Raw genomic sequence first — 11,747 nt, 5'->3', positions numbered from 1 at the left:
TCTGGCACTCGCGGTGGACGAGTGCAAGCGACCGGCACGCGCTCCGACACGAAGGAGCCGCCGCCCGCACGAGGCGGACGACGGCTCCCGGGAGGCTCGGTGGTCAGGCCGGGCGGACCGATTCGGCCTGGGGGCCCTTCGACCCCGTGCCGACCTCGAACGCGACCTGCTGCCCCTCCTCGAGGACCTTGTACCCCGACATGTCGATCGCGGAGTAGTGGACGAAGACGTCCTGTCCGCCGCCGTCGACCGTGATGAAGCCGTAGCCCTTCTCAGCGTTGAACCACTTGACGGTTCCGTTCGCCATCTCTGTACTCCCCAGTGCTGTGATGCCCGCGGCACGAGCGATGTGCTGGTGCCTGGTCAGGAATACTAATCCGACGATCGGGCCCGGAAGGGGCGGGAGAGGGCCTCGCGGGGAAGAGTTGCCCGGGATTCAACACGGAGGAAACGTGCCCGTAACAGAGGGCCCCGATCAGCCCTGCTCGGACGCGTAATCGGCCCCCAGGACCACGACGACGGAGCCCGTCTCGACGAAGTCCTGCGAGAGCAGGACGGTCCCCGTTCCGAGCGAGTCGACGAGACCGAGGGCCGCTCCCTCGAGCGCCGGGTCGGTGAAGTAGACGGTCGTGGCGGCGATGTCCTCGGTGTTCGCGTTCGCGACGGTCGGGACGCTCCAGCCGGCCGTCGTCAGGGCGTCGCCGGCGCTGGCGGCGAGTCCGACGGTGGCGGTGCCGTTGAGGACGGCGACGGCGAGCTCGGGATCGAGCGTCGCGGCAGCGGTCGGAGTCGCCTCCGCGGTCGCGGTGGGCGGAGTGAACACGTCCGTGAACTGCACCCGGTCGTCGATGACCAGCAGCCCGATGAAGCCGAGCAGGACGATGACTCCGGTGGCGAGCGCGGCCCAGGCGAGCGCGACGGCGCGGGCGTGAGGGGCCGGCGGCCGGCGGTGGGCGCCGACGCGCGCCTCCGTCGCCGGGACCTCGTCGAAGCGGTCTCTCGGGTGCGTGTTCGACATCGGGGGTACGGCCGGCCTTCCGTTGGTGGACTCGAGCAGCTCGTCTACTCGAGGCGCCCGAGGCGTCGCGAGGCGCGGGCGCCGGCGCGCTGGTCGCGGATGCGCTGCAGCCGCGTGACGAGCATCGGGTCGTGCGCGAGGGCGGCCGGAGAGGCGAGCACCGCGCTGAGCACCTGATAGTAGCGGGCGGCCGACAGTCCGAACTGGGAGCGGATCGCGTCGTCCTTGTCCCCGGAGCGGGCCGTCCACTCGCGCTCGAAGGCGAGCACCCGCAGCTCGCGCTCGGACAGACCGGTGCCCGGCCTCGGGTCCGTCGTCCTGCTCATTCCTCCAGGGTAGGCAGGCCCACGGCCGCCGCCGGTGAGGCGCTCCGAACGGCTCGTAACCGCGTCGCGGCGTGCCGGCGGGGAGTCTCCTCCAGAGCCCGCGGAGGCGGAATGGAGCCGTCGTCCCGGGGGTTGGACCAGGTGGAGGGGCGCGACCGCCCCCGTACACTGACGAGGATTCCGAGGGAGACCCATGTCGTCGTATTCCGTGAACAAGTCCGACGCCGAGTGGCGCGAGGAGCTCGACCGCGACCAGTACGCGGTCCTGCGCGAAGCGGCCACCGAGCGCCCGTGGACCGGCGAGTTGCTCGACGAGCACCGCTCCGGCCTCTACACCTGTGCCGCCTGCAACGCCGAGCTCTTCAAGAGCGGCACCAAGTTCGATTCCGGCTGCGGCTGGCCGAGCTTCTACGAGTCCGTGAACCCGGACGCGGTCCAGCTGATCGAGGACAGCACCCTCGGCATGGTCCGCACCGAGGTCCGCTGCGCGAACTGCGGATCCCACCTGGGACACGTCTTCCCCGACGGCTTCGGCACGCCCACCGGCGACCGCTACTGCATGAACTCGATCGCCCTGAACTTCCAGGCCGAGGGCGAGTGACCGTGTCCTCCTCCCCCGTGCTCGAGGCCGTCCTCGCGCGCCGATCGCGCTCGAGGGTGACGCCGGAGGCTCCGGGGCACGACGAGATCGCGGCGTTCGTCTCGGCGGCGTCGCGTCTCGCCGATCACAGCTCGCTGCGCCCGTGGCGGGTCATCGAGATCCGCGGCGCCGCCCGCGACCGGGTCGGCCGCAGCTTCGCGGTCGCCTCGGGGGCGAAGAAGGACCCGCGGAAGTACATCGAGAAGACGCACCGCGCCTCCCTGCTGCTGGCCGTCGTGGTCAGCGTCAAGAAGTCGAAGGTGCCGGCCTGGGAGCAGGAGGCCGTCGCCTCGGGCGTCGCCCACCTCCTGAGCCTGCTGCTCGACGAGGCGGGCTGGGGCGTCTTCTGGCGCACCGGCTCCTACACGCGCGACAAGGCCGTGCGGAAGGCGCATCGCCTCGAGAAGGGCGAGGAGCTGCTCGGCTGGCTCTACGTCGGCCGTCCCGACGGGAAGATCGGCGGCCCCAAGCGTCCCGCTCCCGCCGAGCGGCACCTCAGCATCCTCGAACCGTGAGACGCGGCGGGCCCCGATCCGGGCGGATCCGGGGCCCGCGATAGGGTGGCCGGGCGCGCGAGCGCACCTGCCGACGTGGCGCAATTGGTAGCGCACCCGACTTGTAATCGGGCGGTTACGGGTTCAAGTCCCGTCGTCGGCTCAGGAGAGAGGAAGGCCCCGACCGCTGTGTGCGGTCGGGGCCTTCTGCATGCGCGGGGTTCCTGCGCGTCCGGGGCTCAGCCCGCTGCGGCCGGAGTGGGCTCGGAGGAGGCCGGAGCCTCGGTGGAGACCGGGGCGTCGCTGGGAGCGGGGGTCTCGGTCGACGCGGGCGTCTCGGTCGACGCGGGGGCCTCGGTCGAGGCGGGCGTGTCACTCGGCGCCGGGGTCTCGGAGGAGGTGGGCGCGGGAGTCGCCGACGAGTAGGAGTCGGCGGCGGCCGAGAGCACGAAGGAGCTGAAGGCGTCCGGGTCGGTCAGCGAGCCCGAGTACGCCTCGCCGTTGACCAGGACGGTCGGGGTGCCCGTGACAGCGGGCACGTCCGTGCCGGGCAGCGGACCCGATGTGGCGCGCTCGGTCGCGGCGCGGACCCAGCTCACGAAGCTCTGGTCGTCGATGCAGGTGTTCACGGCCGCCGTGTCCTCGACGCCGGCCTGCGAGGCGTAGTCCTTCAACTGGTCGTCCGAGAGTCCGTCTGTCCCCTCCGCCGGCTGGTTGGCGAACAGCAGGGAGTTGAAGTCGAAGAAGGAGTCGGGCGAGCGGTCCGCGACGCACGCGGCGGCGTTGGCCGAGCGCTCCGAGTACTTGGTTCCGTTGGAGCGGGTCGTGAGGATCGCGATCGGGTGGATCTCGACCGTCGCGGCACCGCTGGTCACCCACTCCTTGATCTGGTCGCCGTTGGTCTTCTCGAACTGGCCGCAGTAGGGGCAGAGGTAGTCGAGGTAGACCCGGATGTCGACCGTGCCGGCCGAGGTGTCGAGCGCGCTGGGGGTGGGCGTCCCGTCGGCGGCGACGGCGCCGCTCGTCTGCGCGACCATGTTCTCGCCGATGACGACACCGTCGCTCGCCATGTTCGCCGGGCCCGGGCCCGCGGGGCGGATGCTCGAGGTGACGGCGAAGACCACGATCACGACGACCGCGATCACGACGGCGGCGAGCCCGCCCTGCAGGGCGAAGCGGCTCACGCGGTCGCGGCGCTTCTGCTGCTCGCGCAGGCGGCGCGCCTTCTCTCGGGCGGCCTCTCGTCGCTGGTTCTTCGAGAGACGGTCGTTGGCTCCGCCGGTGGTCATGACAAGAACGCTCCGAATGAGAGAGGGGGAAGAAGGGGGTCGCCGGGCGCGACTCGCCGGAATCCTACGCGCGAGCCCTGGGAAACCTCCAAACGACGGATACGCGGTGCCCGACCGACGACTGTCGGCCCCGTGGCATACTGTGACGGTTGGTCGGAGTCGCCCACGCGATGATGACCATCACTTCCATTCACTCGGATCGTCCGGCACGTACCTGCCGGTGAAGGAGCAAGAACAATGGCGTCCGTAACTTTCGACCACGCGTCCCGCGTCTACCCCGGGGCCACTCGCGCCTCCGTCGACAAGCTCAACCTCGAGGTGGGCGACGGCGAGTTCCTCGTCCTCGTCGGCCCCTCCGGCTGCGGCAAGTCCACCTCCCTGCGCATGCTCGCCGGCCTCGAAGAGGTCAACGAGGGCCGCATCCTCATCGGCGACCGCAACGTCACGGACGTGCCGCCGAAGGACCGCGACATCGCGATGGTCTTCCAGAACTACGCGCTGTACCCGCACATGTCGGTCGCCGAGAACATGGGCTTCGCGCTCAAGATCGCCGGCGTCAACAAGGACGAGCGCGCCGCGCGGGTCCTCGAGGCCGCGAAGATGCTCGACCTCGAGCCCTACCTGAACCGCAAGCCGAAGGCGCTCTCCGGTGGCCAGCGCCAGCGCGTCGCGATGGGCCGCGCCATCGTCCGCAAGCCCCAGGTCTTCCTCATGGACGAGCCGCTGTCGAACCTCGACGCCAAGCTCCGCGTGTCCACCCGCACCCAGATCGGCACGCTGCAGCGCCGCCTGGGCATCACCACGGTCTACGTCACCCACGACCAGACCGAGGCGCTCACCATGGGCGACCGCATCGCGGTCCTCAAGGACGGCCTCCTCCAGCAGGTCGGCTCGCCCCGCGACCTGTACGAGAACCCGAACAACGTCTTCGTGGCCGGCTTCATCGGCTCGCCCGCGATGAACCTGTTCCACGCGGACGTCACCGACGGCGGCGTCAAGTTCGGCGACACCGTCCTCCCGATCGCCCGCGAGGCGCTCGCGAAGACGAGCCAGAAGGTCGTCACGCTCGGCGTGCGCCCCGAGGACGTCACCGTCTCGACCCAGCCCGGCGGACTGCCGATCGAGGTCGACCTCATCGAGGAGCTCGGCTCGGACGGCTACCTCTACGGCCACACCGAGGTCGAGGGCCGCCGCACCGACATCGTCGCGCGCGTCGACGGCCGCGTGCACCCGACCGCGGGCGACCGCGTGTACGTGACCGCGAACCACCGCGTGCACATCTTCGACGCGGAGTCGGGCGAGCGCCTCTCCTGAGCCTCCTCCTGCACCGCACGCTGCCGCCGTCCCCTCCAGGGCGGCGGCAGCGTCGTCTGCGGCTCCCCACCGTCCGACACGCGACACGAACGGCGCACCATGTCCGGCTCCCTGAACATCACCTCGGCCACCGTCGACCCGGCCCTGCTCGACCTGCCGTGGAACCTGCGGCTCGACGACTGGCCCGACGAGTACATCGCCGCCCTGCCGAAGGGCATCTCGCGGCACACGGTCCGCTTCGCCCACCTCTCCGGACACGTCGTCGCCGTCAAGGAGACGACCGCCGAGATGTCGCGGCGCGAGTACGAGATGCTGAAGACGCTGCAGCGCCTCGACGTGCCGTGCGTGGTTCCGGGCGCGGTGATCACGAACCGCACCGACGACGAGGGCGAGGCCCTGCCCGCCGTGCTCGTCACCCGTCACCTCAAGTTCTCGCTCCCCTACCGGGCGCTCTTCTCGCAGACGCTGCGGCCGGACACGGCGACCCGTCTGGTCGACGCGCTGGCGCTCCTCCTGGTCCGCCTGCACGTGATCGGCTTCTTCTGGGGCGACGTCTCGCTCTCGAACACTCTCTTCCGGCGCGATGCCGGCGCCTTCGCCGCCTACCTGGTCGATGCGGAGACCGGGCAGCTCTACTCGGGCGGCCTCTCGAACGGCCAGCGCGAGAACGATCTGGAGATCGCCCGCGTCAACATCGCCGGCGAGCTGCTCGACCTCGAGGCCGGCGGTCGCGTCGACGACGACCTCGATCCGATCACGGTCTCCGACGGCATCGTCGCGGCGTACCGCAGCCTCTGGAAGGAGCTGACCGGTGCCGAGTCGTTCGCGACCTCGGAGCGCTGGCGGATCAACGACCGCGTGAACCGGCTGAACGAGCTGGGCTTCGACATCGAGGAGCTCGCGATCAAGACCGACGAGGCCGGGTCCACGGTGCGGATCCAGCCGAAGGTGGTCGACGCCGGCCACCACCAGCGGCGGCTGCTCCGTCTCACCGGGCTGGACGCGCAGGAGAACCAGGCGCGGCGCCTGCTCAACGACCTCGACTCGTACACGGCGACCTACGACAAGCAGGGCCTGGACGAGGAGATGGTGGCGCACGAGTGGCTGGCGCAGGTGTTCGAGCCGGTCATCCGCTCGATCCCCCGCGATCTCAAGGGTCGCCTGGAGCCGGCTGAGATGTTCCACCAGCTGCTCGAGCACCGCTGGTTCATGTCGCAGCAGCAGGCGCGCGACGTCCCCCTGGCGGAGGCGGTCACCGCCTACGTGAACGACATCCTGCGTCACCGCCGCGACGAGGCGACGGTGATAGCTCCTCCCACCGAGGCGCTGACCCTCCCGAACCTCGTCCTCGACGAGTCCGGCGACGCCGAGCTCACCGACGAGGACGCCGACGTCGACTGGACGAAGAACGTCTGACCCCTCCCACCGCCGCAAGAGGGCCCGCGCTGTCAGCACGGGCCCTCTCCGCATCCCCCCGGCTCGCTCTCCGCAGGCGGCGCACTCGGTCCGCTCGCCGCAGGCGGCGCTCCGCTCCGCTCGCCGCAGGCGGCGCTCCGCTCCGCTCGCCGCAGGCGGCGCCTCCGACATCCAGACCCGTAGCGCGGGTGCCGGCGCGGTGAGCTGCAAGGCGGAGGAGGAAGCGATACCGGCGGTATCGCGCCCGACGACAACGCCGCAGATCGCCGTGCCGGTGCCCGCGCTACTCGGAGGCGGAGCGGAGTTTGGAGATCTCGTAGAGCGCGACCGACGCCGCGATCCCGGCGTTGAGGGATTCGGTGGCGGAGCTGATCGGGATGGAGACGACGGCGTCGCACTGCTCGGTGACGAGGCGGGAGAGGCCCTTGCCCTCGCTGCCGACGACGACGAGGAGCGGCCGGTCGGCGAGTTCGAGGCCGGGGAGCATCACGTCGCCGTCGCCGTCGAGTCCGATGACGAAGACGCCCGCGCGCTTGAAGTCCTTGATCGTGGCGGTGAGGTTGGACGCCATCGCGACGGGGATGCGTGCGGCGGCTCCGGCGGAGGTCTTCCAGGCGGCGGAGTTGAGGCCCACGGAGCGGCGCTGCGGGACGATGACGCCCTGTCCGCCGAACGCGGCGACGGAGCGGATGATCGCTCCGAGGTTGCGCGGGTCGGTGATGCCGTCGAGGGCGACGAGGAGGGGGACCGCTCCGCGGGAGACGCTGCGCTCGAGCATGTCGCTCGGGTGGGCGTACTCGTAGGGCGGCACCTTCAGCACGAGGCCCTGGTGCACGGAGTCGGGGCCGGCGAGTCGGTCGAGCTCCGGGCGCATGACCTCGAGCACGGGAAGGCCGCGGGCCGTGGCGATCTTGAGCGCCTCCTTGACCCGGTCGTCCATCTCGATGCGGGTCGCCAGGTAGAGGGTGGTGGCCGGGATGCTGGCGCGCAGCGCCTCGAGGACCGAGTTCCGGCCCGTCACCATCTCGAAGTCGTCGCCGCTCTTGGGCTTGCGCGACGGAGCGGGGCGCCCCTGTCCGCGGGCGGCCGCGGAGAGGGCTCCGCCGGGGCGGCCCTTGCCGCCTGCGGCGACGAAGCGCTCGCGCGCGAGCTTCGCCTTGCCTGCGGGGTGGTAGGGCCGGTCCTCGGCCTTGGGCGTGGGCTTCTTGCCCTCGAGGGCCTGACGGCCCTGACCGCCGGAACCGACGGCCTTGCCCTTGCTCTTCTTTCGGACCGCTCCGGGGCGGCCGGGCTTATTCGCCATCGAGACTCCAATGTGCACCCGTCTGGGTGTCTTCGATCGTGATTCCCGCCGCGGCGAGATCGGTTCGGATGCGATCGGCGCTCGCCCAGTCGCGCTGCTCGCGCGCGGTCTGGCGTTCGGCGACCAGGCGGTCGACCAGCACGCTGAGCGCGCGGTACGAGGGTTCGTCGTCGGAGCGCGCCCACTCGGGCGCCTCCGGGTCGATGCCGAGCACGGCCGCCATCGCGAGCACCTGGGTGCGCAGGGCCGAGACGGAGCCGAGGTCCTCGGCGTCGAGGGCGGCGTTGCCGGCGCGCACGGTCTCGTGCAGGACGCCGATGGCCTGCGGGACGGACAGGTCGTCGTCCATCGCCTCGGCGAACTCCTCCGGAACCACCGGCTCGCCGAGCGCGGCGAACCGCGTGCCGTCGAGGCGGCGGCGGGAGCGCTCGAGGAAGCCCTCGATCCGCTCCAGCGCCGCTTCGGCCTCCTCGAGGGCCCCGTCGTGGAACTCGAGGGTGGAGCGGTAGTGGGCCGAGCCGAGGTAGTAGCGGACGACGAGCGGGCGGGCCGCTTCGAGCAGCTCGGAGGCGAACACCGAGTTGCCGAGCGACTTACTCATCTTCTGGCCGGTGACGGACACGAGGCCGTTGTGCAGCCAGTAGCTGGCGAAGGCGTGGCCGGCGGCGCTGGACTGGGCGAGCTCGTTCTCGTGGTGGGGGAAGCGCAGGTCGAGCCCGCCGCCGTGGATGTCGAACTGGGTGCCGAGGTACTTCGTCGACATCGCGGAGCACTCGATGTGCCAGCCGGGGCGGCCGGCGCCCCACGGCGAGGCCCAGGCGGCCGACTCGGGCTCCTCCGGCTTGGCGCCCTTCCAGAGAGCGAAGTCGTGCGGGTCGCGCTTGCCGCGCGGGTCGGCGTCGGTCGCCGCCTCCATGCTCTCGAGGCGCTGGTGGGTGAGTGAGCCGTAGTCCGGCCAGGACCGCGTGTCGAAGTAGACGTCGCCGGAGTCGTCGGGCGCCGGGTAGGCGTGACCGCGCTCGATCAGGGTCTGGATGAGCGTGATCATCTCGGCGATGCTCGCGGTCGCGCGCGGCTCGTAGGTCGGCGGGAGGATGCCGAGGGCCGTGTACGCGGCGGTGAACTCGAGCTCCACGCGGTAGGCGAGGGCCCACCACTGCTCGACCGGCGCGCCCTCGGGCACCCGACGCCGCGCGTCCTCGGCGATGGCGAGGATCTTGTCGTCGATGTCGGTGACGTTGCGCACCAGGGTGACCTGGAAGCCGCGGTACGCCAGCCAGCGGCGCAGCTGGTCGTAGGCGAGGGCGGAGCGCAGGTGCCCGATGTGGGGCGAGGACTGAACGGTGGGTCCGCAGACGTACATCCCGACCTCGTTCTCGCGGAGGGGGACGAAATCGACGAGGGCCTGGGCCTTCGAGTCATGCAGTCGCAGAGTCACGCGGGCGAGTTTACCGGGCGGACCGCTCCCGGCCGGGTCGGCGGCTCCGCCCGGGGACTACCGGGCGACAGCGGGGGTGGGGAGGACGAGTGCCGTCGCGGTCGCGGCGACCCCCTCGCCCCGGCCGGTGAAGCCCAGCGCGTCCGAGGTGGTGGCGGCGACGCTGACCGGTGCGCCGAGCAGGTCCGAGAGCAGCCTCTGCGCCTCCTCGCGCCGCGGCGAGAACTTCGGGCGGTTGCCGATGAGCTGCACCGAGACGTTGCCGACGGCGAAGCCGGCGGCCTCCACCAGCTCGCGGGTCGCGCGGAGGAAGACCTCGCCGTGGGCGTCCGCGAAGCGCGGGTCGGCCGTGCCGAAGCGGGAGCCGATGTCGCCGAGACCCGCCGCCGCCAGGAGCGCGTCGCAGATCGCGTGGGCGACCGGATCGCCGTCGCTGTGCCCGGACAGGCCCCGCTCCCCCGGCCAGTGCAGCCCGGCCAGCCAGAGCGGCGACGCGTCGTCGAAGGCGTGCACGTCCGTGCCGATGCCGACGCGCGGCACGACGACGACGGGCGGCGGTGCGAGCACCTGCTCGGCGCGGGCCAGGTCCCAGGGGGTGGTGATCTTGAAGGCGAGCGGATCGCCGGCGACGACGATCGAGGGACCGCCGCGCGAGGCGAGGAGCGCCGCGTCGTCGGTGAAGTCCTCCTCCGCCGAGGCGTAGGCCTCGTCGAGGAGCGCGCGCGGGAAGCCCTGCGGCGTCTGCACCGCGGCGAGCTCGGAGCGGTCCACCGTGCCGAGGATCCCGCCGTCGGCGCGGATGCGCTTGATCGTGTCGGTGACCGGCAGACCCGGGATCACTCCACCGCGCGTCTCCCGGACCGCCGCGATCACCCGCTCGAACTGGTCGACGGGCGTGAGGGCGCGGGCGGCGTCGTGCACGAGCACCGTCTCCACGGCCGGGCCGAGCGCCCGGAGCCCCCGAGCGACCGACTCCTGGCGGCTGGCGCCTCCGGCGACGACGCTGACGGAGCCGTCCGGGGCGCCGGCGGCGTGCGCGAGAGCGGCCGTCTCCTCGAGGAGGGCGGCGGGAGCCACGACGACGATCTGGACCGGCTCCGCGAGCAGCAGCACCGTGCGCAGGCTGCGCTCGAGGATCGTCCGCCCCGCGCAGTCGACGTAGGCCTTGGGGCGCTCGCGGCCGAGCCTCGTGCCGCTGCCGGCGGCGACGACGACGACGGCCGCGGTCGGCGCGCCGGCCGGACCGTTCAGGATGCGAGGACCTCGTCGAGGAGCACGGAGGCGGCGTCCTCGTCGGTCTTCTCGGCCAGGGCGAGCTCGGAGACGAGGATCTGGCGGGCCTTGGCGAGCATGCTCTTCTCCCCCGCTGAGAGGCCGCGGTCGCGGTCGCGGCGGGTGAGGTCGCGGACGACCTCGGAGACCTTGACGACGTCGCCGGACCCGAGCTTCTCGAGGTTGGCCTTGTAGCGGCGCGACCAGTTGGTCGGCTCCTCGACGACCTCGGCGCGCAGGACCTCGAACACGCGCTCGACGCCCTCGCGGCCGATGACGTCGCGGACGCCGACCAGGTCGACGTTGTCGGCGGGCACCTCGATGACGAGGTCGCCCTGCGCGACGCGGAGCTTCAGGTACGTCTTCTCCTGGCCCTTGATCGTCCGGGTCTTCACCTCGGCGATCGTGGCGGCTCCGTGATGGGGGTAGACGACCGTCTCTCCGACCTCGAACTGCATGCGACGTCCTTTCAGCGGCGGACAGATTACCATGCGCGCCGAGCGGGACGGGAGTCCGGACGGGCGGAGCCGCGGTGCTCGCTACGCTAGCCTGGTGTCGGCTCGTGCACAGTGAAGTCGCCCTGTCCGGGGCGAGCGGGGCCGACGATCTGGAGGTTCCTGTGAAGGCGCGTATCGCTGCATCCGTCGTTCTCGCGGTCGGCGTCGCCCTCGCTACCGCCGGCTGCAACCTCGTCGCCCCGCAGGCGACGCGCAAGATCTACGACCCGAGCGACGGAGTCGGCGCGACGATCGGCGATCTCGCCATCCGCAACGCGATGATCGTCTCGGACGACGGCGAGGCCGGCACCCTGATCGTGACGCTCGTGAACTCCACCGATGAGGCGCTGAGCGTCGAGGTGCAGTACGAGGGCTCCGCGGGCCGCACCAGCGACACCGTCGACGCCGTCCCCGGCCGTACCGAGGTCCGCCCCGACAGCACCGAGGCCGTCCAGATGGACGACATCGACACCATTCCCGGCGGCCTGCTCCCCGTCTACTTCCAGTACGGCTCCGAGCAGGGCAAGGAGCTCCTCGTCCCCGTCCTGACGAACGCCCTCGAGGCCTACTCGACGCTGACTCCCGCGCCCTCCGCGACGCCGACCGTCACCCCGACGGCCGACCCCGCCCGGACCGCGCTCCCCACTCCCACCGCCGAGCCCGGCGTCGACGCTCCCACCGCGGAGTAGCCCCCTCCGCCCTCGAGGGCCGCCCGCCGGGTATATGTCTCTTAGACACAT

13 protein-coding genes and 1 tRNA gene are annotated in these 11,747 nt (G+C 71.6%); 6 read left to right on the top strand and 8 right to left on the bottom strand.

The features are described from left to right. Nucleotides 1-103: 103 nt before the first annotated feature. From C5C71_RS04960 to C5C71_RS04950, 3 genes are all read right to left on the bottom strand, one after another. Nucleotides 104-307, bottom strand: a complete 204-nt coding sequence (locus C5C71_RS04960) for a cold-shock protein (RefSeq protein WP_104224599.1) — start codon at nt 305-307, stop codon at nt 104-106. A 168-nt stretch (nt 308-475) separates the two neighbouring features. After that, nucleotides 476-1,018: a LytR C-terminal domain-containing protein gene (locus C5C71_RS04955; RefSeq protein ID WP_104337243.1), complete on the bottom strand. Its 543-nt coding sequence runs from the start codon at nt 1,016-1,018 to the stop codon at nt 476-478. Between the two features lie 44 nt (nt 1,019-1,062). Beyond that, nucleotides 1,063-1,344 (bottom strand): DUF3263 domain-containing protein, encoded by a 282-nt coding sequence (locus tag C5C71_RS04950; protein ID WP_104224597.1) that lies wholly within the window; start codon nt 1,342-1,344, stop codon nt 1,063-1,065. A 193-nt stretch (nt 1,345-1,537) separates the two neighbouring features. Here C5C71_RS04950 and msrB point away from each other — a divergent pair, with 193 nt between their 5' ends. The 3 genes from msrB to C5C71_RS04935 all read left to right on the top strand — a co-directional run bounded on the left by msrB (nt 1,538) and on the right by C5C71_RS04935 (nt 2,641). Beyond that, on the top strand, nt 1,538-1,945 hold the full coding sequence (gene msrB / locus C5C71_RS04945; protein WP_104255437.1) for a peptide-methionine (R)-S-oxide reductase MsrB: 408 nt from the start codon (nt 1,538-1,540) through the stop codon (nt 1,943-1,945). Beyond that, complete coding sequence (locus C5C71_RS04940; RefSeq protein WP_104337242.1) at nt 1,942-2,499, top strand: nitroreductase family protein; 558 nt, start codon at nt 1,942-1,944, stop codon at nt 2,497-2,499. The genes msrB and C5C71_RS04940 overlap by 4 nt, the downstream gene beginning before the upstream one ends. Nucleotides 2,500-2,568: 69 nt before the next feature. Then, nucleotides 2,569-2,641: transfer RNA gene (locus C5C71_RS04935), tRNA-Thr, on the top strand. 76 nt (nt 2,642-2,717) lie between these two features. Here the strand turns inward: C5C71_RS04935 and C5C71_RS04930 are convergent. After that, nucleotides 2,718-3,767, bottom strand: a complete 1,050-nt coding sequence (locus tag C5C71_RS04930) for a thioredoxin domain-containing protein (protein WP_104224594.1) — start codon at nt 3,765-3,767, stop codon at nt 2,718-2,720. A gap of 237 nt (nt 3,768-4,004) precedes the next feature. Between C5C71_RS04930 and C5C71_RS04925 the strand changes: the two genes are divergently transcribed. After that, entirely contained in the window at nt 4,005-5,081 is a 1,077-nt protein-coding gene (locus C5C71_RS04925; protein ID WP_104224593.1) for an ABC transporter ATP-binding protein, read from the top strand. Between the two features lie 99 nt (nt 5,082-5,180). Further along, nucleotides 5,181-6,497, top strand: coding sequence for a DUF4032 domain-containing protein (locus tag C5C71_RS04920; protein ID WP_104226481.1), 1,317 nt, complete (start codon nt 5,181-5,183; stop codon nt 6,495-6,497). A 283-nt stretch (nt 6,498-6,780) separates the two neighbouring features. Here C5C71_RS04920 and rlmB read toward each other — a convergent pair whose 3' ends face one another. From rlmB to C5C71_RS04900, 4 genes are read right to left on the bottom strand one after another with little or no spacing between them, the layout of a single operon-like run. Further along, entirely contained in the window at nt 6,781-7,800 is a 1,020-nt protein-coding gene (rlmB, locus tag C5C71_RS04915) for a 23S rRNA (guanosine(2251)-2'-O)-methyltransferase RlmB (protein WP_104337241.1), read from the bottom strand. Further along, complete coding sequence (gene cysS, locus C5C71_RS04910) at nt 7,790-9,238, bottom strand: cysteine--tRNA ligase (protein WP_104224590.1); 1,449 nt, start codon at nt 9,236-9,238, stop codon at nt 7,790-7,792. Before cysS ends, rlmB begins: the two co-directional genes overlap by 11 nt. A gap of 57 nt (nt 9,239-9,295) precedes the next feature. Next, nucleotides 9,296-10,492, bottom strand: a complete 1,197-nt coding sequence (gene ispD, locus C5C71_RS04905) for a 2-C-methyl-D-erythritol 4-phosphate cytidylyltransferase (protein ID WP_104337280.1) — start codon at nt 10,490-10,492, stop codon at nt 9,296-9,298. Then, the gene (locus C5C71_RS04900) at nt 10,486-10,968 is read right to left on the bottom strand and encodes a CarD family transcriptional regulator (RefSeq protein WP_104224589.1); all 483 of its coding nucleotides are present in this window, start codon (nt 10,966-10,968) and stop codon (nt 10,486-10,488) included. The genes ispD and C5C71_RS04900 overlap by 7 nt, the downstream gene beginning before the upstream one ends. 161 nt (nt 10,969-11,129) lie before the next feature. Here C5C71_RS04900 and C5C71_RS04895 point away from each other — a divergent pair, with 161 nt between their 5' ends. After that, nucleotides 11,130-11,696 (top strand): hypothetical protein, encoded by a 567-nt coding sequence (locus C5C71_RS04895; RefSeq protein ID WP_104224588.1) that lies wholly within the window; start codon nt 11,130-11,132, stop codon nt 11,694-11,696. The last annotated feature ends 51 nt before the right edge of the window (nt 11,697-11,747 follow it).

Origin of the sequence: Rathayibacter sp. AY1C1 (assembly GCF_002932105.1) — a bacterium.
In the GTDB taxonomy this organism is placed as follows: domain Bacteria; phylum Actinomycetota; class Actinomycetes; order Actinomycetales; family Microbacteriaceae; genus Rathayibacter.
Note: the sequence above shows the minus strand (reverse complement) of the source record. Positions and strands in the feature narration are given on the sequence as shown.

Coding starts and splice junctions, on each gene's coding strand:
- C5C71_RS04920 (WP_104226481.1), top strand. CDS start 5,181: ATGTCCGGCTCCCTGAACATCACCTCGGCCACCGTCGACCCGGCCCTG.
- C5C71_RS04900 (WP_104224589.1), bottom strand. CDS start 10,968: ATGCAGTTCGAGGTCGGAGAGACGGTCGTCTACCCCCATCACGGAGCC.
- rlmB (WP_104337241.1), bottom strand. CDS start 7,800: ATGGCGAATAAGCCCGGCCGCCCCGGAGCGGTCCGAAAGAAGAGCAAG.
- C5C71_RS04950 (WP_104224597.1), bottom strand. CDS start 1,344: ATGAGCAGGACGACGGACCCGAGGCCGGGCACCGGTCTGTCCGAGCGC.
- C5C71_RS04930 (WP_104224594.1), bottom strand. CDS start 3,767: ATGACCACCGGCGGAGCCAACGACCGTCTCTCGAAGAACCAGCGACGA.
- C5C71_RS04960 (WP_104224599.1), bottom strand. CDS start 307: ATGGCGAACGGAACCGTCAAGTGGTTCAACGCTGAGAAGGGCTACGGC.
- C5C71_RS04955 (WP_104337243.1), bottom strand. CDS start 1,018: ATGTCGAACACGCACCCGAGAGACCGCTTCGACGAGGTCCCGGCGACG.
- C5C71_RS04925 (WP_104224593.1), top strand. CDS start 4,005: ATGGCGTCCGTAACTTTCGACCACGCGTCCCGCGTCTACCCCGGGGCC.
- msrB (WP_104255437.1), top strand. CDS start 1,538: ATGTCGTCGTATTCCGTGAACAAGTCCGACGCCGAGTGGCGCGAGGAG.